A 21,150-nucleotide genomic window follows, 5' to 3' on the forward strand; every position below is an offset into this window, starting at 1 on the left:
ACTCAAGCCAATCGTCCTTTAAGTACCTGAGCCACTTCAAAGCCTGCGTTGAGCCCTATACCAATACTGGCTCCAGATTTATAGACAATATCGCCCACGATGTACAGATTGGCAATACTGCTCTCATGCTCGGGGCTCACAAGGGGTAAATTGCTCTCGCCCAGCGCCACTTTGCATTTTTTGAGAAACTCTAGAGGAGTCGATCCCCCAATAGCAAACAAGACGCGATCGTAGAATCCATGCGATCCATCCTTGAAATGCACCTGTACCTTCCCCTCAACCCCACTTAAACCCTCAATATCCACGCCCAATTTTTGACTCAAATTCTTGCTAAAGGCTTCTTCTAGGTTTTTTAAATTATCCTCATTCACACGACTAAAGGTGCTTTGGCGGTAGTTAAGAGTGGTGTTATTGTTATTGGCTAGCGCGATAGCGTACTCCACGGCTGAATTCCCTCCGCCCACCACCAAGACCTCTTCTTTTTCCTTACAATCGTTGATGGTGTAAACCACCTGACGCATCACCTCTACAGGGATGGGATAAGAGGGGCGGTTGGGTTGCCCCATTTTGCCAATGGCGATCACCACGCTTTTAGCCTTAAACACCTGATTGGATCCGCTCACCACTTCAAAATAATCATCTTTTCTAACCACATTCTCAATACTGGTTTTATAAGCCACCTCAATGCCATGCTCTTGCAGGGCTTTTTCCATGACCTCTAGCGCGCCCTCTTTGTCGGTGTCGCTAAAAGGGATATGCCCCTTGATGTCCACAACCTGTTTGCGATAATCTTTATCTACGCGCTTATGCGCCTTGTAATATTTGCGCAACATGCCACAACATTGTGCTTCTTTTTCGCATAAGAGCACTTTATTAATCCCATTGAGCTTACACTCCACGGCGGTGGCGATCCCACTAGGTCCTGCACCCACTATCACTACATCGTAAATCTCACCCATGCTATCCTTTCTTTTTAGACTTGAGTTCTTCTTGTTTGGCGGTGTGCAGATCGCTAGGGCTATCGTAGAGCAAAACCTCTAACATCTTTTTCTCATCGTTAAATTGTTTGCCTTTAAGTCCCCATAAAAAGATCAACAAGCCCACTAAGCCTAACACTAGCGAAACAAAGAGCATCAGAAAGAGCGTGTTGGTGTGCATTAGCCGGCCATAAACTCTAAAGTGCTTTGCTTGAGCGCTTCAACAAGGTTTTGAATCTCTTCGGGAGCAAGCATAGCCTGAGATTTACACACCAGTAGAGAAACAAAATCGCGCTTCCCTCCGCCCTTATTCTCATAGCCCAGCCCCTCAAGGCGATGTTTCAAATGCGCTAGCAAGGCTAGCATGTCCTCACTCCCCACCGACTTAAGCGACAACTCTAAGCCGTGTTTTTGGGGATTGGGGCAGAGAAACAGCGCGACCAAGTTTTTTTGTTGTTTTTTATGCGCGTCCACGAGTGCGAAAAACTCCTTGAGATGTTCTTTTTGGGCGTGCAAAAGGGCAAGTTGCTTATCTTGAATGGGATACCACTGCACAAGGTGGGTGCAATCCTGCTTGGAGGTGGGGCGTTGGGCTCTAGTGTCTAAGCCCTTGAGAATGTCATGGGTCTTTAATTTTTGGCGCGCTTGTCTGAGTGTGGCGCGCTCTTGGGCGATGAATTGGTAATACGCTTTTCCACACACCGCCTCAATGCGCCTCACCCCCGCGCTCACGCTCGAACTCTTGGTAATGGCAAAGCCTCCGATGTGCGCGCTATCGCTCACATGCACCCCTCCGCACGCCTCCAGGCTATCAGCAATGCGCACCACGCGCACCTCTTCTAAATACTTGTCTTCAAACAACATCACCGCCCCGCTCTGCTTGGCAGCCTCTGCCCCCATGTGCTCAATATCAGTGCTAGCCCCCATGCTAATTTGGGTGTTCACAAAAGCCTCAATCGCGTCTATTTCTGCATCGCTTAAGGCGCGGTAAAAACTAAAGTCAAAGCGTAGGCGCGTGGTTTCTATATGGCTTCCCTTTTGTTGGATTTGGGCGTTTTTACCCTCAGCATGTGCAGCTTTGCCCAAAACTTCCCTAAGAGCTAGGTGTAATAAATGGGTTGCGCTGTGGTGTTTGGCGATCTCAGCGCGCTCGATCACTTGGGCTATTACGCCATCCCCTACGCGCACTTCTCTTTTAAACTCCACAAGGCTGATATTGATCGCTCCCGCCTTTTGGGTGTCTAGCACATGGGCGATGGAATTGTGTGCCAAGTCTAACAACACGCCCTTATCCCCGATGGGTCCCCCGCCTTGAGGATAAAAAGGGGTTTTATCCAAGACGACATAGGCTTTTGTATTTTGCGCGACACTTTGCACAGAAACCAGCGCACCCTGTTCATCGGGCGCATACAACGCGCGGATGCTCGCTTTCAAGTTCTCATGGTGGTAACCTTCAAAAGTATTTGGCTCTAATTTGCTCAAATCCAAAGTTTTTAGGTTATCTTTGGCTCCGCTCTGTTTAAATTGCGAACGCGCTCTTTGCTCCTGCATGCACGCCTCATAGCCGGCTAGATCAACTTCAATCCCCTTATCTCTGAGCATGTCCATGGTCAAATCTAAGGGGAAGCCATAGGTGTCATAAAGCTTGAACGCCACCGCGCCGCTGAAAATCTCATTGCTCTGCGCTAAGGCGCTCTCAAAAAGGTGCATGCCCTTCTCTAGGGTGTCCAAAAACAACTCTTCTTCTGCTCTGCATTCGGCTTGCAAACTCTGCTGGTGTTCTTGTAAAATGGGGTAATCGTGCATGGAGGCGCACACACTCCCTAGAATTTTATAGAAAAAGGGTTGGCTAAGTTCGTGTCCCTTGGCATGCTCGAGCAGGTAGCCATGTCTTAGTGCGCGGCGCAAAATCCGCCTGAGCACATAGCCCCGCCCTGTGTTGTCAAAATACACCCCCATAGCTAGCAAAAACGCCACGCTCCTAGCATGATCGGCGAGCACTCTAAAGGATTCTCTATGCGCGCTATAGGGCAGGTCAAAAACCTCTTCAATGCACGCCATCAAGGGCTTGAACAAAGAAGAATCAAAATTGTTTTGCACCCCTTCTAACAGGGCTTGCACCCTCTCTAGCCCCATGCCCGTATCAATACAGGGCTGGCTTAAAGGGGTGAGCACCCCTTCTTTAGAGCGATCGTATTGCATGAACACCAAATTCCAAATCTCTAAAAAGCGATCCCCCTCGCCCCCAAAATAATCCTGATCAGAATGGAAAGCCTGCGCGCCTTGATCGATGTAGATCTCACTGCAATACCCACAAGGTCCCGTATCTGCCATCTGCCAAAAATTATCCTTATCGCCCATTGTCTTGATATGGCTCTTGGGTACAAATTTTTGCCATAGTTGGTAGGCTTGCGCGTCCTTTTCATGCACGCTAATATAAATGTCTTTATTTTGAAAGCCTAGAGTTTTATGCACAAAACTATAGGCATAGGCAATCGCCTCCTCTTTGAAATAGTCAAAGAAAGAGAAATTTCCCAACATCTCAAAAAGGGTATGATGGCGGTTGGTGTAGCCCACATTCTCTAAATCATTGTGTTTGCCCCCTGCGCGCATACACAGCTGGGCGCTTGTGGCGCGGGGCGCAAAGGGCGCGACCTTGCCTAAAAAAATGTCTTTGAATTGCACCATGCCCGCATTGGTGAAGAGCAAGCTGGAATCATCGGGCACAAGGCTAGAACTGGGTACGCGCACATGGTTTAGGTGTTCAAAATGTTGCAAAAAAGCATTCTTAATGTCCATAGTTTCTCCACGATCGTATGGGCGCATTATAGCATGTTTGGGTCCGGTGTGGTTAAGCATTGGTTGTTTTTAATAGACTAGTATTAGGGCGTCTAGAGTTAGACTCTAGTCTGTCAAAGGAGATTGTATGGATTTGTTAGTTCAAAATATTAAACAAGATGATCTAAGATTCTTCCAAGAGTTGGCTGATAAATTAGGCGTTTCTTTAGAAGTGTTGCCCGCGCATACCCCATGCGATCATTTGGAAGTTTTCGTTAACACGCCTGCAGATGGCGACACCACAGCCTTAGAGCATACCGCCCAAGAACCTGATGGTTACAGGGAATCGTCTAGGGTGTGCAATTCCTATTATAACCCGCTCAACACGCACCAAAGGGACCATAGAACGCATACGGAGTGCGAGCAGGAACGCACACACCGCTACAAAGAGAATCGCAACAGCACTTCAGAGCCATTTCTCTAGGACGCGTATCGCTTCTAAATGTTTCTCATCATTGCCCTCGTACACCTGGTAGTGTTTGATAGCTTCTGTGTAGAGGGCTTTGGCTTTAAGAGTGTCTTGGGACACGCCTAGGCCTTCTTCATAAGCTTTGCCTAAGGCGTAGAATTCGTAGCCGAAATCTGCTTCGCCTAACGCGATGCGTTTGAAATGCTCAAAGGCGTTGAGGTAGGCACGCACCTGGTGTGGCGTAAGTTGAGCGCTTTGGTTATAGCGGTTGAAAAGGGCGAGTAGTGCGTCATCACTGAGGTTAGCTGGCTTGTTGTCCACGGATATCCTTCAAATAAGGTTGTTCGACTTCTAACGCGGCTAAAAAGGCTATTCTAGCACGCCTAGGCTTAATGCTTGGCGCGCATGCCATAGAGTTTTTTGCGCTCCGAAGAGCTGGCGATATTTAAAAGCTTGCGGTATTTGGTGATGGTGCGCCGCACCATTTTGAGGTGAAATTTAGCCTCTACGAGTTCTAAGATTTTGAGATCGCTCAAGGGTTTGATCGGATCTTCAGCTTTGATACACCCCAAAATAAAATCCTTGATCGACGCGTTGGAGATGTCGCCCTCTAGAGCGGTGGTAAAGAAACTCTTGATGGGGAAAATCCCGCGCGTACACTCTAAATACTTGTTGGAAATGGCTCTAGAGATTGTGCTAGGCGAATAGCCAAATTCATTAGCAATGTCCACCAAGCGCATGGGCTTGATCTCCTTGCCCTTGAAGAAATCATACTGGTATTCCACCAACATCAGCCCGATCTTTAAGATTGTCTGTTGGCGCATTTGCAAGGCATCCACTAAATCCCGCGCCTCTTTGAGTTTTTCTTTGAGGTAATCGTTGGATTCTTTGATTTTGGGCTCTTCAATGATCACTTTAGGGTAGTAACTATCGTTGAGTTGTACCGAAATTTCACCCTGCTCTTCGAGCACTAAAATATCGGGGATCACGAGGGGTGAGGGGTCGTGAAAATCCAAGGCGGGGGGGTTTTTAAAAGAAGTGATAATTTTCATCGCTTGGGCATAACCCGGGGTGTGGCTATGTTCTTTGTGCTGTTCTAAATTGTCCAAAATTTTGGCGCACAGCTCATAGGTCTGTGTATCCAACTCGCTATGTTGGACAAGCTGAAAAAAAAAGCTCTCTTGTACATCGCGCGCGCCCACACCCGGGGGGTCTAGGTAGGCAAAGCGCTGGCGCACCTTTTCATAGTCTTGCGCCTCCACACCCAGCCCCCCAGCCAGCGCGTGCACATCGCCTTCAAAATAGCCTTCATGATTGAGGTTCTCAATGATGTCTTGGGCAATCTGCAAAGACATCTCTGTGGGAAAAAGAGGGGGGAGGAGTTGTTGGTTGAGTGTTTCATAAAGGGTGGATTTACGCACGCTCAAACTCTCAATCTTGTCGCTCATGGCGTTTTTAAGGCTGGGCGCGTTGGGGCGGGGGGGTTTGTGGAATTGGCATGCGCTAAAAGCTGTGCTCAACGCGCTTTGTACATGCACGCAAGGGTTGTCTTGCGCGTAAGTTTGCAGGGTTTCTTCTATTTCTAAGGGGCCGCTCTGCAAAATAGGTAGCCAGCTCTTGAGCGTGGCTGAAAGCTTGCCTTTGGGGGTGGGGGTGGGGCGTAAAATAGCCATCATGCCTTAAAATGCTCGCCCAAATAGTGTTTTCTGACCAATTCGTTGTCATAAATTTGATCGCTGCTGCCACTAGCTAGCAGAGTGCCGCTCTTGATCACATACGCGCGGTGGCACACGCTCAAGGTTTCACGCACATTGTGATCGGTGATGAGCACCCCAATATTCATCTCTACCAGCCTCTCAATAATCTTTTGAATATCTAACACCGCGATAGGGTCTACCCCAGCAAAGGGTTCATCAAGCAAGATAAATTTAGGGCTTTTGATCAAGGCTCTAGCGATCTCCACACGCCGCCGCTCTCCCCCGCTCAAAGACATGCCCTTGCGCTTTTGAATCGCTTGGATATTAAAGGCTTCTAACATCTCTTCAATGCGTTGCATCGCCTCTTTGGAGCTTTTAAAGGTGGTTTGGGCAGCCAACATCAAATTATCCAACACGCTTAAATCCCTAAAAATGCTCGATTCTTGGGGCAGATACCCAATGCCTAGATTGGATCGCTTGTGCAAGGGGTAATTGGAGAGATCGATCTCATTGAGCGCTACACTCCCTCCGCTAGGGCGCAACAACCCGCAAATCATATAAAAGGTCGTGGTTTTGCCCGCTCCATTGGGTCCTAGCAAGCCCACCACTTGCCCGCTTTGCACTTCTAAAGACACATCGTGTACAATCATGGTCTTTTTGATCTGTTTGCTCAAGTGAATCGCGCTGAGTTTATCCATCACTAAACCTATAAATGCGCGCCTCCTGATGGATTTGCAATTCAAGCGTGAGCACGCTAAAGCCTAGTTTGATTAACATCTCTTTAAGCGCGTCAGAACCCCACTCTACAAAATGCACCCCCTTGCATTCTAAAGACTCCAACACACCCATTTCTAAGAGCTCGTGGATCTCTTTGAGATAAAAATCGTAATGGTAAATGCAAAAGTCCTCAGCCGGGTAGGTGTGCATCACGCTGAAAGTGGGCGAGGTGGCTTGTGGGGCGCGGTGGGCTTGGCAAAAGCGTTGCACTAAAGTGGTTTTACCACTGCCCAACTCTCCTTGTAAGAGAATGACGATGGGTAAAGTGTGGCATCTCACCCAACTATCTAGGCGATCCAAGATGGGGGTTAAATGCGCTAAATGCGCCACAATGCTCATGATTTTTCTACCTTGATCTGCACAATCCCTAAATGTTCTTGTACCGCCCCTACAATATCTTGCTCTCCTTGTGCCAATTGTGCGGGCGCGCTAGGGGGTGCGATCTTGACTGCTTGAATCTCCACCCCACTCCCATAAATTTCTTGCACACTCTGGAGGATGATGGGATAGTGTGTTTTCAAAACCTCCCTAGTGTCGGGAGGCGCGTCCGATTGCCATTGTAAAGTTTTGTTCTGAAAATCGTGAAAGCGTATGTGCTTTTCAAAGAGCGCGCCTAATTCTTGTTGGTGCGCATAGAGTTTAGCGATGAGCTGGCTAAACAACTCTTTGGGAGTGGGGTTTGTCTGGGTTGCTTTTGGCGTGGGCAATTGGGGGGTTGGGGGTTGCAGGGTGCGCTCTGTGGAGGCTTTAGAGGGGGCTTGGGGAGTTTGTGTTGCCTGCATTTTGAGCGCGCTCAAGGCGAGCACAAAATCCCCATCTGCACCCGTGTATAAGAGACTCTTGGCTTGGGCTAAAATGCCCATCCAGCGATCCAGTAGAGGAATGGAAAATCTCTCTTCTAAGAGCGCGTCTTTGAGAAAGATCGCCATTTCCTCTAAGATCATTTGAGGATCGTAGCTACTCAGTGTTTGCAAAAGCGCGCGTGCGCGTGCCGGATCGCTCTCTATGGCTTGAAAAAAATCATTCAAGACCTTGCTATCCACCATGCCTAGCATTTGCGCGGTGGCTTCTAGGGTTAAATTGGCGTTGCAGTAACTGATCGCCTGTTCTGTGAGCGTGAGGGTGTCGCGCAAACTCCCCTGTGCGCTTCTAGCCAACATCTCCAACACCCCCTCTTGGTAGATCACCCCTTCGGCTTCTAAGACTTTTTGCAAATGCGCCACAATGGCTTTAGGCGCGATCTTTTTAAAACGAAAATGCTGGGTGCGGCTTAAAATCGTGGCGGGTAATTTGAGCGCATCGGTGGTGGCTAAGATGAATTTCACATGCGCGGGGGGCTCTTCTAAAGTCTTTAAAAGCGCGTTAAAGGCTTCTTTAGTGAGCATGTGGGCTTCATCAATGATAAAGATTTTAAAAGCACCCATACCGGGTTTATACTTGGTCTGTTCGATGAGTTCGCGCACATCCTCAATACGCCGATGAGACGCGCCGTCCATCTCAACAATGTCCATGTGTTTGTTCTGCAAAGCGTCTACACAATTGATACAAACATCGCAAGGGGTGCTAGTGGGGGCTTTGCTACACTGCAAGGCGCGCGCAAAAATGCGCGCGCTGGAGGTCTTGCCAGAGCCTCTAAGTCCGCTAAATAGATACGCATGCGCCAAACGCCCCTGTTCTAAAGCCAAGCTGAGGGTTTGGGACACGCTTTCTTGCCCCACCAAATCCTTAAAATGCTGGGGGCGGTATTTGAGAGCCAAGACCACAAGCGTCCTTTGTCAGTTTGGCATATTATAGCCTAATTGTGCTGGCTGTAAGTCTAGTCATGCTAAGATGACACATTTATATCTTTAGGAGTTGCTATGTTTAAAGTACGGCGTGTGTTGGCGGTGCTGTGGGTGGGCATCGGGCTGGCTAGTAGCATGGTTGCAGCGAGTTTGCCTCCCATTAAAGGCAAGGCACTAGCCCTCTCTAGCCACCCTCTAGCCGATAAAATCGCCCAGCGCGTGTTAGATGAAGGCGGGAATGCCATTGATGCAGCCGTGGCGATGGGTTATGCGCTAGCAGTGGTGCACCCGGCTGCGGGCAATTTGGGCGGAGGGGGCTTTGCGGTGATTCACTTGGCTAATGGGGAGAATATCACTTTGGATTTTAGAGAAAAAGCCCCTTTGAAAGCCACTAGAAACATGTACCTAGATAAAGAGGGTAAGGTGATCCCCAAGTTGAGCACAGATGGCTATTTGGCTGCCGGGGTGCCCGGCACTGTGGCAGGATTGGACGCGATGTTGAAAAAATACGGCACACGCAAGCTATCTAGCTTGATTCAACCCGCCATCGATCTCGCCCAAAGGGGTTTTAGACTCACCCAAAGACAGGGGGAGACCATGCTAGATGCCAAACCCCGTTTTGCCAAATACGCCAGTAGCCGTAAATACTTTTTGAAAAGGGGCATGGTGGCTTATAGTGCGGGGGATCTTTTGGTGCAAAAAGATTTGGCTAAAACCCTAACTTTGATCAAGAACGAGGGCGCAAAGGCGTTCTATAAGGGCGCGATCGCAGATCTGATCGCAGCAGACATGAAGAAGAACGGAGGGATCATCACTAAAGAAGATCTAGCCCAGTACAAAGTCGTGTGGCGTAAACCCATTGAGGGCAGTTATAGGGGCTATAAGATCATTTCTATGGCACCTCCTAGCTCAGGGGGTACGCACATTATCCAAATCCTCAACACCATGGAGAACGCCGACATTGGCGCGCTAGGTTTTGGCTCTAGCCAAACAATCCACATCATGGCAGAAGCGATGCGCCAAGCCTATGCGGATCGCTCGGTTTTTATGGGAGATCCCGATTTTATCACTGTCCCCACTGAAAAGCTCACCAGCAAGGCATATGCCAAGAAAATCTATGAAAGCATCTTGCCCAACAAAGCCACAGATAGCGCGAAAGTGCGCCCGGGGCTAGGGCAGATCCATGAAGGCAAGAACACCACGCATTATTCTGTTGCGGACAAATGGGGCAATGCGGTGAGCATCACCTACACCGTGAATGACTATTATGGCAGCGCAGCAGCCATCAATGGGGCGGGCTTCTTGCTCAATAATGAAATGGACGATTTTTCTATCAAACCGGGCGTGCCCAATCTCTATGGTTTGATTGGGGGTGATGCCAACGCCATTGAGCCGGGCAAACGCCCCTTGAGCTCCATGTCACCCACCATTGTGCTCAAACACAATAAGGTCTTTATGGTGGTGGGCAGTCCCGGAGGCGCGCGCATTATCACTACAGTGTTGCAAGTGATTAGCAATGTGATCGATCATGGCATGAACATTTCTCAAGCCGTGAGCGCGCCGCGTTTCCACATGCAGTGGTTGCCCGATGAAATCCGCACAGAACCCTTTGGCATGGTCAAAGATGTGCAACAGAATTTAGAGAAAATGGGCTATAAGATCGTAATCAAACCCGTTATGGGCGATGTGAACGCCATCGTGGTTGACAACAAAGCCCATGTTATGTATGGGGCACAAGACCCGCGTAAAGAGTTTTAATGACACATCATTTAGAAATTGTTGGAACAGATTGTGCTCAAATGGGCATTGTACGCAATAACACGCAAGAGTGGATGTTCTTCCAAAGTTATCCCTTTATCCAAAGCGAGTTATTGGCACATGTGAGCGCGTGCGTACACCCCAGCCCTAAGCGCGCCCTCATCACCGGAGGGTTTGACACCCAAATTGCCTTTGAGTTGCTCAAGTATGAGGGCTTGCATGTGGATTTTGTGCAAGAAGATCGCGCGATGTTGGAGAATCTGCATGCCTTTTTGCCCCAATTTGCAGAAACCAAATCCCATGCCCGCTTCAAGCTCTATGATAAAATCCTCGATCTAGACTTGCAACCCTATGACATCATCATTTCTCTAAGCACCCCCAATGCCCACCAAGTGGACGGCTTGCAACGCATGCTCACCCCCAAGGGTTTCATGGTGTCCATTGCCCCTAGCCCTCTTTTGGAGCAAGAGGCTTTCAAAGACACCCTCAAAGATTTGCAAGCATGCGCACAAATCCTTATGCCCTTTAACACCCCCTATGCCCCCACCCCCCAAGTTTACCTCTTTATCTCCAAGCACTACCACCCCCTAGCTGACATGTTGCTCCAAAAGATTGACATGCTCGATGGCTTGCGCTATTACAACGCCGAGATCCACCACGCCGCCTTTGCCCAGCCCCAGTGGCTTAAGGGGGCGTGCGCGCGTCTGCTCAAAAATTGAGCTTAAAACACGCCTTTGTGCTCACCGGGGGGATTGGCACGGGCAAGAGCACGGCGGCTAGTCTCTTGAGTTTGCATGGCTATAGTGTGCTAGATGCCGATAAGATCGCCCATGAACTCTTTGACACGCATAACGCACAAATCGCCCATCTCTTCGCTGAGGTGGCGACTCACAACACCATCACTCGCCAAGCCCTAGCCCCCCTTATCTTTAGTGACTCAAACGCACGCGCCAAGCTAGAAGCCTTGATCCACCCCAAAGTGCGCACGCGCCTGCTAGAACAAGCCCAACAGCTAGAAGCCCACCACCAACCCTATTTCTTAGACATCCCCCTTTTCTATGAAATTGAGGGGGTGAAAAGCTATGGGATTTCTCAGGTGATACTGATCTATGCGCCTAGAAATTTGCAAATTACCCGCCTACAAGCGCGCGATCATTTAAGCCTAGAACAAATAGAGCAGCGCCTCAACGCCCAAATGGACATTGAGATCAAAAAATCTTTAAGCCCCTTTGTGTTGGACAACTCTAAAGATTTAAAACATTTGCAAGCGGAGATAGACAGATTGCTAGCCCAGATCAAGGGGAGTTAGTGCGACAATCTTGCTTGATGCCTAGCCCGTTTTCATGCAGAGAGCCGTTTTGCTCTCGTTGGGGAAAATAAGAATCCAAGCGTCATCATAACTTGGATTATTAACAAGGTATTTGTCTAGAGGCGCATGGTAAAAAAGGGTGTTGATAGAGAGATAAACAAATCCATTTCTCTACCTTCAATTCAAGAGATGTAATTTTTAAGTAATGGAGGAGTAGTGGTAGAGGTGTTATAACTTCAGCTTAGCATTCTATCTAAGTTGTATCTCGTTGAGGGGAGCGCACGAAGGAAGTTTTATATCTGCCACCCGGATGATTCTAATCTCTATATCCAACCTGACAATCTAATCTGTACTAGAAACAAGCAACACTTGCTAGTTACCCCCCGAGTTTGCAGACTATACCAAAGATGATAAAATCACTAAAGCCTTTTTAGATAAATTCATCCCTAAACACAAAGAAGTTAGAGAAAAGGCTAAACAAGAGGGGTATTCTCTAGGCAATGCCACTACAAACAAGCCTGCCACTGCAAAGCAAATTGCCTTTGCTGAAAGCTTGTCTAAAAAACACAATGTGAAGTTACCCAAAGATTATAAGAGTAATATGCAGGTGTGCAGTGGCTTTATTGAGGAGTGGGGGGGAAGTGAAGAGAGGGTATAACGGGGGAGATTGTGAGGAGGCTAGAAAGAGCAATGGAGTTTTTGCATGTGGTATGTGTTGAAGAATAAGGATAAAGAGGTTGTGAAGTTTGAGTTGAAGGTAGAGGAACAGGTCATAAATAGTGTCAAAATCAAAAACTACTTTATAGACGACACAAGTATCGTTTTAGAGCCTGTTTTGCTGCCTCGTGCTTTTGATGATAAGAAAAGTGTTGTAGAGAATTTGGAAGATTGGATTGGGCATAGAAAAATCCCTAAAAACAGGGCGTTTGTAGAGGACATTATACGCTCTTTAATATAGGTGAAAAAAACTTCCTCTCCTATGTGGATGTCACTCTAGCCCTCTCTCTTAATGATACCTGTTGGAAGGGGTTTTAGCAAAACTCAAAGGACTTATAACTAGCCCAGAGCATCACTAATGGCATGTTGAAGAAGTGCTGGCATAAAAACGCAGTGAGTGGCAACATAGAGCTTTTAAAAGGTTGGAGTGTCCTTGGACATGACGAGTATGGCAAAGAGCCTTATTGTGAATACTACATGGCACAGATTGCTGCAACACTGGGGTTTGAGCATGTGCCCTATGATTTGCCTATATTAGATTGCTTGGATGAAAACTCACTCAAAGAGTTGTTTAAAGAGCGCAACAAAAACAAGATGGTGCAAACGATTGTAGGTATTTATGAAAAAGAGAAGTTTCAAGACCCTCTGCTCTTTGATGCGCTCACTTTTAACACAGATCGACACTTAGGCAACTTTGGTATGTTAATTGATAACGATACCAATGAGCTTGCCAGACCTGCCCCTATTTTTGACAATGGTATGGCGTTTTTTAACCATATCACAGAATACGATTTAGAAAATATTCCAGCCTATTTCACAGACGAGCGTAGTGCGCTGGGAATGGGTTTTGCAAGGCAACTAGAGATCGCATGCCAACCTAGACACACAGAATCTCTCTTAAAGCTAGCTAACTTCACCTTCACCCGCCACAAACAATACAACTTACCCGAAAAATGGCTACAGGCAGGTGAAAAATTTATCCAACAAAGAAGCCAAGAGATTATTCAGATCATCGCCAAAAAACAGACTAAACCTCTAGAAATACGTCCCCATTCTCGAGATTTTTCTATGCAACCTACCCCAAATTCCCCCGCACTCCTCAAAAGCAGGCGTAGGTAATGAACAATGTAAAATGTCTTAAATAATATTATAAAATATTGTGAATATTTTATAATATCGATAGGCTTTTTAATGGATTTTATGTACAACAGACGCAACAAAAGGCTAAAAGTGGACTACAAACAACTTCTTACCAACACAGAGTGTTTGCTCGATCTTGCCATCAGAATGGCACACCATAGCACAGCCATTGAGGACAATTCTCTAACATAGAATGAAGCACAAGTATAATACATTCGCTTGTACGCAAAGAATAATCAAGGACTAAAAGATGTGCAGACGTATTAAGATATCACATGCAAAACAACCTCTCTTCAAAAGTGGGGGGCATTGCCCTAATCCCAAGTTTTTACGCACACTAAAGTGTTTTTAAAACTCTCCGGCAGAAATCCCGCTCGTCTTTAGCGGGTGGGATGAATGCCACTTTGTGGTATAACGTCTCCGTACATTCGTATCTACGGCAGGACGTGTCGAAAGTTACGCCTTTGGAAATACGATGTGTGAGACCTGTAGGGAATGCACTGGATGCTCAAACTCTGTAAAATCCCTACTGTAGGGACATAGAGTGAGAACCAAACTCTCCCTACGGGCAACGTCGGCAAGGAAGCCCACTCTTTAGCGGGTGGGTACTTCACTCTTATGGGACTTGTGCTTGGCACACCTTGTTGCTAAGGAAGCAAAAGAAATCAATTAGCAAGCTCTCTGAAATATCACCGCATCCCGGGTAAGGTGATTAAGTCTATTGAGGCGAGTCCGCATTTCAAGGTCTTTGTTGTGGATCACAAGGGCAAATGGAAGAGTTGGTGTGTGGATGAACGGACTCTTGAGTTGATTAGTGGAGTCGATGACGACTACAACTACCGCTACTCTTATGGTACTGACCAAATGGACTATAAGATATGGGCACACAACCAAGCCATGCCTCTAGAGATGTATAAACTCTTCATCGTTGGATACGCTACCTTTTTGAAGAAACCTTACTTTCTTTGAACCCTTGAAGGACACGCACTGGCAGAGCGTTGCCTTTGATATCCCAGTGTGTGGCTTATATGATGCCACTTTTTTTAATCAAATCCACACACACGCCCAAGAACTGAGAGCCAAAAAGGCCCCTCTTCTCTTTGGTTCTTTTCTTAAAATGTTGCCTAAACCCCGTTTAGATAATTTCCCCTCCACCAACCCCAAATCTCCCGATCTCTACTTTGTCTTAGATTTTAAGAGTTCTGATCTTGATTATACAAATCTCTACCAGCACACCAAGGAAATCCTTGAAAAATTCCCCACCATCTTAAAACGCTACACCACGTGCATGTCTTTGCCTTGAAAACGAGGAATTAAAGGTTGTGATACAAAAGAGACAAGCGATAATCTGTATGCCCCTGAAGGCTATAGTATTTTTTATCAAAACTATCCTCCCTGTGTAGCCCTTTTCAAATCTTACTAACGGCTTAAAGAGCGATTCCATGCCACCTCTCTTGAAAGCGCTTGTAAGATACCCGATGGTCAGCTAGTAGAAGAGCCCAAAGATTTTAAAAGTGGGTAGCGCGGGCAGAGGTTGGCAGACCTTTCTATTTGACATTGCAGAAAAACACAATAAGAAAGCAGGATTTTGACAATGACAACCCTACCCCTCTTATTTACAACCCTAAAAAAGAACTCATTAAAGCGCGCGTTTTTTTAAAAAGTTTAGACACTCCTACAGGGGATAACCCTCCCACAAGAGCACAGGGTCTAGATGCCTATCAAATTTCAAAAAAGACTACTTTGACCCATGCCCATTTTCAAATCGCGCTATTGCAAGACAAACAAAGCCGTTAGCAAAGCGTGTGGTTGTATAGCTCACAAGCCCGGGCGTATACGTGAGTTGCAAAAAACGACCAAGCCTTCTTGAGCGATTTTAAAGAGGACTATGGTAATTATGATATCAAAGACACCGGAGAGAGTGCTATTAGTGCTAACGCCACCAATTTAGTAGATGATGGCATAGGCATGTTAGAAGCCCAAGGCTGGAATCATTTAAATGAGTTGTTACCAGGCCCCAATTTATCGAGGTGGTTTTACTTGTGCTTGTGCCATTGTGGTTATTTAGGGCTGATTTGAGCCAAGAAATGCAACAAGTCCGTGCACTGATGCTCAAATATACCACCAAGCTTTCAGAGAGCGTTGTGACCGAATGGATAATGACTAGACAAAAAACTACCCAAAATTTTACCAGTATCTCTTATGAGTCTTGTATTGAGAAACTAGCCTACAAGTGCACTTTAGCGGGGATAACTCTCCACACCATAGAAGAGAGCTTTGCTAGCTAATGCAACTACTCAGCAAACGAGCCGATACAACACCATGAAAACTATTTAGGCAAGCGCGTTAAAAGAAGTCTCTTTAAATCCAGCACAGGTAAAGCCCAAATGCCGATATTAACGGCACTATTGGCGTTTTAAGAAAAATATTTCCACGATGCAGTGCAAATCCTTTAGAGTAGCGCGCTGGTGTTCGTCTCTGCAAAAATCTCATTAGCGTTCTGATAGATACGATAAGAAAATTTACAAAAAATAACAGATTTAATCTTTTTAAATAAGTTAAATGGCTTTTTATACATGACCCAAGACACAGCAACAATCACAAAAGGAAGCCTAAATGCAACCTACTTTGCGACACTCTCTAAGGGGAGGGGTCGTTAGCTAAAGGAGAATGACTATGCATTATAATCCCCAATTTTAGATAGTTTACACATTTTAAACTCTTAACAAAAGCAACAGCTAGAGGTTCTAGGCTTTAGCTTTAGCGATTTTGCTACGCTGCAGGGCTGTATGGAAAAGTTGCGTTTTTGATTTCATCTATTCTTCCGCTCAGATTGAGGGCAACACCTATAATAAACTAGACACGCTTACCTTACTAGAAGAGGGGCTGACGACTGAAGGTAAGAAATACAGCGATGCCAAGATGATTTTAAATTTGAGAAACGCTTTTGATGTAATTCTTAAAGAAGATTTACCCATCAGCTTAGAGACTTTTCAAAACCTACACGCTATCTTATCCTAAGAGTTAGTTTCTCCTCATCATTGTGGCGTGATGCGCAACTATAATATCACTGACATTACGGACACATCTTATCTGTCTCTTGCTTGTAGAGATAGACTTCATACAGAGATGAAGCGCTTATTCAAACAATACGCTAGTTCAACCACCCCTTTGAACGGGCTATTTACTTGCACAATAACCTATGCTATTTGCAATATTTTGAAGATTGCAACAAGCGCACGGCAAAGTGTATGCAATTTTTATCCCTTAAAAACGACAATAAGATGCTCCTAGTGCTCGTGGATGATGATCCCACGCTTTATAAGCATACCGCAGAGCTCTAATTATCTATTATGAGAGAGGGGATTACCAAGCGTATTTGAATTTTTTTATTCAAGCCTATCAGAGGAAGCCATATTTTTAAGAGAAGTGCAAGCACTGGCACACGAAAACCCAACTATACACCATAAAAAACGAAGATAAAAAATGGATAACTTCCCCAATGGTTTTTTAAAAGCGTGGCGCACTTGGAGAGATGATGGAAGAGAGGCTTTTATGCATGCTTTTGTGCAAAATCCAACAAGCACCAGCAAAGCAGGGAGTAGAATTGGAGCAAACCCAAGAGCCACAACTCCAAGAACATAGAGAAGTAGAGCGATCTCGCCAACTTCAAGAGAGCTTAGAAGAGCAGGAGCTCCTACAAAGTATCACCATTTTCAAGATGAAATCCAAGAAGTCTTAGCAGAACACGCAAACAGAACAGAGCAAGCGCAAGAACCCGAAACTAAAGACTTAGCAGAAGAAAAGCAAGAGAGTAATTCAGAGCGATTAAACCAGCCTGAGCAAGGCTTAGAAGTGTCTAATGAGAACACTCCAAAGCCCCAGCAGACCACACCACAAGCTATAGAAATAGATAACAAATATGCCAAGCTACACAGCTACTTCAAGCAAGTCGAATTAGATGTGCAACAAAACGCATCAAGACCAAGACAGATTTCAAAGAGAATTTTTTAAGAAGAAAATTTTTAGACAATTTGTACCACTTGGACACGCATGCTATCGTGGGCAGACATTATAGTTTTTTGAAAAAAGATGGAAGCTTTGAAATAACTATAAAAAGAAGAATTCAAAACAAGGTCTTACGATTTGATGCTTTTTTAGCAACTGCCGTAGAAGTTATATAGGAATGGCTAAGACAAAGAGGCGAGGATATATCTTAAAATCCTGGTTAGAGTAGATCGTGTAGAGTTTAAAGGATTGCAAAGAGAATGCGGGGGAGCGCTTTATGCAAGAATATGCTTCTAGTTTAGAGAACAGGGTCATTTTAAACGATTGTGATGGTACGCTCAGCAGTCAAGATAGTATCCGGGATTTTATAAAATCAAAAAGTTCAAGACGACAAGATTGATGGTGTGTTCCATAATAATCATAGGCACTACGACTTATATCAATTTTTTCGCTTAACACAAAAACGCCTAGAGATTGATGAACGCACCTTCAAGGAGACATGCAAGATTGCAGTAGATCCTGTAACATTGTGTGCGGACCTCTTCAATTTGTTAAAGAATACGGATGCCAATTTGGTTGCCATCACTTCCGGCATTAGAGAGATCTGGCGGAATGTTTTTGTACGCTTCAAGCTTCCCTTTATGCTTGTTGCTAACGATAGGTACACAATCATCACACGGGATACAAAAATGTCTTTTGCAAAAGGACTTAAACGATTGGGTTTTTAATGTTGTAGCTTTGGGTGATGGGGCGGTGGATATTGGTATGCCTGATCATGCAAGTCAGCCTATTTTGCCAGAAACCAAGAGGAGTAGAGAAGTATTGCGCGCCCTTGGCAGGTAAGCAAAGAGAGGACTATTTATCTATAAGCCTAATTGCTCAGCAGGTTCATTAGGAGCCATGTTATGGTATACGAATTGCCCTCTCAAGACTCAATCAATCAAACGCGATTGGTCACAACAAACTCAAAGGATTTATGTGATATACATATGGAATTTGGGGTTACTCGGTAGAGAGATTTTAGGTACACAAGAGAGAATAGAAACCATTTCAAGGCTAGCGCAGGGACATCATGAGAATTTATCGTATGGAGACAGAAGTAGTTTCGTTATCGTTAGTATTATAAGAATGTGGCTTGTTCAGGCTCAAGCACAGAAGAGCGCGAGACTCCTAAGCTCATTGCCTTAGGGCAGTTGGCGCGCAAGTTATAGGTGTTGGTTCTCTTCATTCTCGCAGGAAAATTATATCAGAGCTACTTTTTAGATTGTCGAAATTATTGTCACAACTACTAGAACTAAGATGCATATTAAGAAGTGTCATTGTAGATAGTTTGACAAAAATTCAGATTTTTGCGCTATATCCTGCCAAGTTTAACTTGAAAATTAAGGTAGCTGAAAAGGATCCGCTCTTAACCAACTATTAAGCCCCGCTCCCCCATGTTTACCATAACAAAATAAAATACTAACCGCAAATAAAACAAGGAAAATCCACAAAACAAAGGGAAGTTTGTGCCCCCACCCCCTCTTAGAGACAGACACTTGTGAGTGCCCCCTCAAGGTCAAGTAAAATTGATCTCTAGCACTAAAGAACTCTTTAGTGTCAATGATGCAGGCTGTATTGGCTTGAAAGATTTAGTCCAAGTTAGCATTGTGGGTTGCACTAACAACATTGCAGGTTTCCCTACTCCTTGCACCAAGTTAGCCAATATTCCCCCTACCATCGCCACAGATTTATTAGAAATTGACAACCAAAAAATTGTTATGGCTGAAAACATTTCTTTGGTGATAACAGATAAGAACTTTCCTTTAATACTTAAGGGAGAACCGCAAGGCTAAGGGGGTGTTGGAGATTGAGGAGGAGGAAGCACCTCAAGAGCAACGCTAAACAGTCCAAGAGGGAGTGCAAGAAGAACAAGAGCCGGGGAAGCAAAAACCAATACAATGCAGATAAAACCACGCATCTTGAAAAGGAGTTGATTAGCAGACACAAGCCCGATCTCTACGCGCATGGGCGCATCGCTATTAAAGATGAAAAACAAAAGAGGGCGTTTCTCTATTTTAATCGCCCCTTTTCTAGGGGCTAAAAATTTCCACAGCGTTCAGATTTTAAGCAGGCATGTCTATGTTTCTGATCCAAATGGTGTGGGAACCGCGCCAGAAGTTTGCAATCTAAAGAAAGTCGCTAATTTCCATACAAGAAAACTCATCCACCTTTTACAAACTGCCAAGAAGTACACGCATGTCTCCATGGGTCCGCCAGCACTCTTTTGCACTTACCCCCGTCGTCTCAAAGGACAAGTCAAACTAGATGGCAAGATTTGGGACTATAATACGGGATATGATGATGGGTATATCACCCTTATACATGGCAAAGAATGGCGCACTTTTGGCGATCCTTCTAAAGAAGCTGAATGTGGGATTTGAGAAATTTTAGCAAAGGTGCTTTATCCATGAACCTTAAAACCTGTCTGTTAGTTTGGCTTTTATGTTTGCCCTTGTTAGCCCAAAAGCACTATTGGGATCGAGAGCATGGCCCCTTGGATTATGAGTATTTCTATAAATATGATCCTGCTTACAAACATGCAAGTTGGGCGCGATTCTTTTTAAAATCCTATTTCTTCAAGCCCCTCAAACACCTTAAAAAAGCCACCGGAAAGGTGCGTGTGCTCTCCTTACAAAGAGCAGAAAATAGTTTAGAAGTGTGTCGAGAAGTTGGTTTAAAATACGATCCCAAGCGTAATCGCTGTATAGATGATCGGGGAAAGGAAAAGGGGATAACTTGTTTTTCTCATCCAAGAACCACACGGGAGATGGAAAAATATTTGCTAAACTCTATGGAATACCCCGGTGACCCCTCTGCCGACCAATATGGTTTGTCTTTCGCAGATTATGAGGCGTGCAGCTACAAAGGCAAGGTGCAAATCTTTGGTTACACTTGGGATTTTAAAAGCCGTGAAGGAAAAATAGAGCTGACAAGAAAAGTGGGTAAATCTGAAAAAAGATGGAGTTTAGAGGAAAATACTTTACAGGCCTATAGACAAGGACAACTTGACGCTTATGGGTGGCCGCCCAATACAGCCATCAAGTATTTAGTTTGCCGGGCTTTAGCTTGCCATCCACGCGCAGAGACAGAAGTTTATTAACCACATGCTAGGGTCATCTATGAAACTAGATTTTAAGTAGGCACTATGTTTCTGAAGCAAACCCTAAGTTTTAAGAGAGAAATCCATGGACTTGAAGCATTAAAAAACCCAAAGTTTATAGATGCTAAAAAATTGTTTCTATCTTGAAACTTTTCAAACTTGGAGGTAGCTGTGTTTGTTAGATACGCGTTTGTCTTGTTGTTAGTTCTGATGTGTCTTGAAGCTAAGGATTTTGTGATCCAGTGTCAGAAATGTATCATCACGGCTAATTTTAGCGATGCAGAGATCGCCCAAACCAAAAAAGAAATGGGCGAAGAGGCTTTTTATGTCATGGCTGACGATGTCAGCTATGACAACTATGTAACTAGGAACTATGCAGAGGCTAATCATATCCCCTATATTGTCGTGGATAAGGATTATAATTATTTGGTTACACCCCAGCAAAGAGTCAAAATGGAGAATAAATGGGGTTATTGGCTTTATGCGCGCGGCAAGCCTATTAAGTTTTTCTCCGACCTATCTGATGAAGACATCAACGCCTATTTTGCGATCAAACATCCTAAAACCCCTCAATAATTTACTCCGCGCTTAAAA

25 protein-coding genes are annotated in these 21,150 nt (G+C 45.3%); 17 read left to right on the forward strand and 8 right to left on the reverse strand.

Annotated features, from left to right (window positions below; all coding sequences use genetic code 11):
* Positions 1 to 2 precede the first annotated feature (2 nt).
* Genes C6G87_RS00315 through alaS form a run of 3 tightly spaced genes read right to left on the reverse strand, consistent with a single transcriptional unit; the run spans position 3 to position 3,776 of the window.
* Complete coding sequence (locus C6G87_RS00315; protein ID WP_104751562.1) at positions 3 to 959, reverse strand: NAD(P)-binding domain-containing protein; 957 nt, start codon at positions 957 to 959, stop codon at positions 3 to 5.
* A 1-nt stretch (position 960) separates the two neighbouring features.
* Entirely contained in the window at positions 961 to 1,158 is a 198-nt protein-coding gene (gene ccoS, locus C6G87_RS00320) for a cbb3-type cytochrome oxidase assembly protein CcoS (protein WP_104751563.1), read from the reverse strand.
* Positions 1,158 to 3,776 carry an alanine--tRNA ligase gene (alaS, locus tag C6G87_RS00325; RefSeq protein WP_104751564.1) on the reverse strand — a complete coding sequence of 873 codons (2,619 nt, stop codon included), beginning with the start codon at positions 3,774 to 3,776 and terminating at the stop codon, positions 1,158 to 1,160. The genes ccoS and alaS overlap by 1 nt, the downstream gene beginning before the upstream one ends.
* A 127-nt stretch (positions 3,777 to 3,903) precedes the next feature.
* On the opposite strand from alaS, the gene C6G87_RS00330 reads away from it, so the two are divergent.
* Positions 3,904 to 4,239, forward strand: a complete 336-nt coding sequence (locus C6G87_RS00330) for a hypothetical protein (RefSeq protein ID WP_104751565.1) — start codon at positions 3,904 to 3,906, stop codon at positions 4,237 to 4,239.
* Here the strand turns inward: C6G87_RS00330 and C6G87_RS00335 are convergent.
* From C6G87_RS00335 to C6G87_RS00355, 5 genes are all read right to left on the reverse strand, one after another.
* Entirely contained in the window at positions 4,222 to 4,545 is a 324-nt protein-coding gene (locus tag C6G87_RS00335) for an SEL1-like repeat protein (protein ID WP_104751566.1), read from the reverse strand. The two genes, C6G87_RS00330 and C6G87_RS00335, sit on opposite strands and share 18 nt — an antisense overlap.
* A gap of 68 nt (positions 4,546 to 4,613) precedes the next feature.
* Positions 4,614 to 5,897, reverse strand: coding sequence for an RNA polymerase factor sigma-54 (locus C6G87_RS00340; protein WP_104751567.1), 1,284 nt, complete (start codon positions 5,895 to 5,897; stop codon positions 4,614 to 4,616).
* A complete protein-coding gene (lptB, locus tag C6G87_RS00345) occupies positions 5,897 to 6,619 on the reverse strand; it encodes an LPS export ABC transporter ATP-binding protein (RefSeq protein WP_104751568.1) in 723 nt (240 codons plus the stop codon). The genes C6G87_RS00340 and lptB overlap by 1 nt, the downstream gene beginning before the upstream one ends.
* Positions 6,612 to 7,037: a tRNA (adenosine(37)-N6)-threonylcarbamoyltransferase complex ATPase subunit type 1 TsaE gene (gene tsaE, locus C6G87_RS00350; protein WP_104751569.1), complete on the reverse strand. Its 426-nt coding sequence runs from the start codon at positions 7,035 to 7,037 to the stop codon at positions 6,612 to 6,614. Before tsaE ends, lptB begins: the two co-directional genes overlap by 8 nt.
* Positions 7,034 to 8,461, reverse strand: a complete 1,428-nt coding sequence (locus C6G87_RS00355) for a DNA polymerase III subunit gamma/tau (protein ID WP_104751570.1) — start codon at positions 8,459 to 8,461, stop codon at positions 7,034 to 7,036. Before C6G87_RS00355 ends, tsaE begins: the two co-directional genes overlap by 4 nt.
* A gap of 156 nt (positions 8,462 to 8,617) precedes the next feature.
* On the opposite strand from C6G87_RS00355, the gene ggt reads away from it, so the two are divergent.
* From ggt to C6G87_RS00440, 16 genes are all read left to right on the forward strand, one after another.
* Complete coding sequence (gene ggt, locus C6G87_RS00360) at positions 8,618 to 10,240, forward strand: gamma-glutamyltransferase (protein WP_382262758.1); 1,623 nt, start codon at positions 8,618 to 8,620, stop codon at positions 10,238 to 10,240.
* On the forward strand, positions 10,240 to 10,959 hold the full coding sequence (locus C6G87_RS00365; protein WP_104751572.1) for a spermine/spermidine synthase domain-containing protein: 720 nt from the start codon (positions 10,240 to 10,242) through the stop codon (positions 10,957 to 10,959). Before ggt ends, C6G87_RS00365 begins: the two co-directional genes overlap by 1 nt.
* Complete coding sequence (coaE, locus tag C6G87_RS00370; RefSeq protein WP_382262735.1) at positions 10,935 to 11,549, forward strand: dephospho-CoA kinase; 615 nt, start codon at positions 10,935 to 10,937, stop codon at positions 11,547 to 11,549. Before C6G87_RS00365 ends, coaE begins: the two co-directional genes overlap by 25 nt.
* A gap of 703 nt (positions 11,550 to 12,252) precedes the next feature.
* A complete protein-coding gene (locus C6G87_RS08660; protein ID WP_233708924.1) occupies positions 12,253 to 12,507 on the forward strand; it encodes a hypothetical protein in 255 nt (84 codons plus the stop codon).
* Between the two features lie 122 nt (positions 12,508 to 12,629).
* Positions 12,630 to 13,385, forward strand: a complete 756-nt coding sequence (locus C6G87_RS08665; RefSeq protein ID WP_233708925.1) for a HipA domain-containing protein — start codon at positions 12,630 to 12,632, stop codon at positions 13,383 to 13,385.
* 72 nt (positions 13,386 to 13,457) lie between these two features.
* Positions 13,458 to 13,598, forward strand: a complete 141-nt coding sequence (locus C6G87_RS08445) for a hypothetical protein (RefSeq protein ID WP_158653053.1) — start codon at positions 13,458 to 13,460, stop codon at positions 13,596 to 13,598.
* Positions 13,599 to 14,114: 516 nt separating this feature from the next.
* A complete protein-coding gene (locus tag C6G87_RS00385) occupies positions 14,115 to 14,375 on the forward strand; it encodes a hypothetical protein (RefSeq protein WP_158653054.1) in 261 nt (86 codons plus the stop codon).
* A gap of 4 nt (positions 14,376 to 14,379) precedes the next feature.
* Positions 14,380 to 14,709, forward strand: coding sequence for a hypothetical protein (locus tag C6G87_RS00390; RefSeq protein WP_158653055.1), 330 nt, complete (start codon positions 14,380 to 14,382; stop codon positions 14,707 to 14,709).
* A 248-nt stretch (positions 14,710 to 14,957) separates the two neighbouring features.
* Positions 14,958 to 15,203, forward strand: a complete 246-nt coding sequence (locus C6G87_RS00395) for a hypothetical protein (protein ID WP_104751576.1) — start codon at positions 14,958 to 14,960, stop codon at positions 15,201 to 15,203.
* Between the two features lie 972 nt (positions 15,204 to 16,175).
* Positions 16,176 to 16,427, forward strand: coding sequence for a Fic family protein (locus tag C6G87_RS08670; protein ID WP_233708926.1), 252 nt, complete (start codon positions 16,176 to 16,178; stop codon positions 16,425 to 16,427).
* Between the two features lie 517 nt (positions 16,428 to 16,944).
* Positions 16,945 to 17,148, forward strand: coding sequence for a hypothetical protein (locus C6G87_RS08450; RefSeq protein ID WP_158653056.1), 204 nt, complete (start codon positions 16,945 to 16,947; stop codon positions 17,146 to 17,148).
* 1,834 nt (positions 17,149 to 18,982) lie between these two features.
* Entirely contained in the window at positions 18,983 to 19,249 is a 267-nt protein-coding gene (locus C6G87_RS00425; protein WP_233708928.1) for a hypothetical protein, read from the forward strand.
* 14 nt (positions 19,250 to 19,263) lie between these two features.
* Positions 19,264 to 19,497: a hypothetical protein gene (locus tag C6G87_RS08590; RefSeq protein ID WP_199767589.1), complete on the forward strand. Its 234-nt coding sequence runs from the start codon at positions 19,264 to 19,266 to the stop codon at positions 19,495 to 19,497.
* Positions 19,442 to 19,837, forward strand: coding sequence for a hypothetical protein (locus C6G87_RS00430; protein ID WP_158653057.1), 396 nt, complete (start codon positions 19,442 to 19,444; stop codon positions 19,835 to 19,837). The genes C6G87_RS08590 and C6G87_RS00430 overlap by 56 nt, the downstream gene beginning before the upstream one ends.
* A gap of 26 nt (positions 19,838 to 19,863) precedes the next feature.
* On the forward strand, positions 19,864 to 20,556 hold the full coding sequence (locus C6G87_RS00435) for a hypothetical protein (RefSeq protein WP_158653058.1): 693 nt from the start codon (positions 19,864 to 19,866) through the stop codon (positions 20,554 to 20,556).
* 171 nt (positions 20,557 to 20,727) lie between these two features.
* Complete coding sequence (locus C6G87_RS00440; protein WP_233708929.1) at positions 20,728 to 21,132, forward strand: hypothetical protein; 405 nt, start codon at positions 20,728 to 20,730, stop codon at positions 21,130 to 21,132.
* Positions 21,133 to 21,150: the final 18 nt, after the last annotated feature.

It is taken from the genome of Helicobacter baculiformis, assembly GCF_900197685.1.
In the GTDB taxonomy this organism is placed as follows: domain Bacteria; phylum Campylobacterota; class Campylobacteria; order Campylobacterales; family Helicobacteraceae; genus Helicobacter; species Helicobacter baculiformis.

Excerpts from the sequence above, each read along its gene's own strand:
- C6G87_RS00330 (WP_104751565.1), top strand. The coding sequence starts at position 3,904 with ATGGATTTGTTAGTTCAAAATATTAAACAAGATGATCTAAGATTCTTC.
- ggt (WP_382262758.1), top strand. The coding sequence starts at position 8,618 with ATGGTTGCAGCGAGTTTGCCTCCCATTAAAGGCAAGGCACTAGCCCTC.
- alaS (WP_104751564.1), bottom strand. The coding sequence starts at position 3,776 with ATGGACATTAAGAATGCTTTTTTGCAACATTTTGAACACCTAAACCAT.
- C6G87_RS00435 (WP_158653058.1), top strand. The coding sequence starts at position 19,864 with ATGAACCTTAAAACCTGTCTGTTAGTTTGGCTTTTATGTTTGCCCTTG.
- tsaE (WP_104751569.1), bottom strand. The coding sequence starts at position 7,037 with ATGAGCATTGTGGCGCATTTAGCGCATTTAACCCCCATCTTGGATCGC.
- C6G87_RS00315 (WP_104751562.1), bottom strand. The coding sequence starts at position 959 with ATGGGTGAGATTTACGATGTAGTGATAGTGGGTGCAGGACCTAGTGGG.
- C6G87_RS08665 (WP_233708925.1), top strand. The coding sequence starts at position 12,630 with ATGTTGAAGAAGTGCTGGCATAAAAACGCAGTGAGTGGCAACATAGAG.
- C6G87_RS00365 (WP_104751572.1), top strand. The coding sequence starts at position 10,240 with ATGACACATCATTTAGAAATTGTTGGAACAGATTGTGCTCAAATGGGC.
- C6G87_RS00430 (WP_158653057.1), top strand. The coding sequence starts at position 19,442 with ATGAAAAACAAAAGAGGGCGTTTCTCTATTTTAATCGCCCCTTTTCTA.
- C6G87_RS08445 (WP_158653053.1), top strand. The coding sequence starts at position 13,458 with ATGGATTTTATGTACAACAGACGCAACAAAAGGCTAAAAGTGGACTAC.
- C6G87_RS08660 (WP_233708924.1), top strand. The coding sequence starts at position 12,253 with ATGTGGTATGTGTTGAAGAATAAGGATAAAGAGGTTGTGAAGTTTGAG.
- ccoS (WP_104751563.1), bottom strand. The coding sequence starts at position 1,158 with ATGCACACCAACACGCTCTTTCTGATGCTCTTTGTTTCGCTAGTGTTA.
- lptB (WP_104751568.1), bottom strand. The coding sequence starts at position 6,619 with ATGGATAAACTCAGCGCGATTCACTTGAGCAAACAGATCAAAAAGACC.
- C6G87_RS00340 (WP_104751567.1), bottom strand. The coding sequence starts at position 5,897 with ATGGCTATTTTACGCCCCACCCCCACCCCCAAAGGCAAGCTTTCAGCC.
- C6G87_RS08450 (WP_158653056.1), top strand. The coding sequence starts at position 16,945 with ATGGAAGAGAGGCTTTTATGCATGCTTTTGTGCAAAATCCAACAAGCA.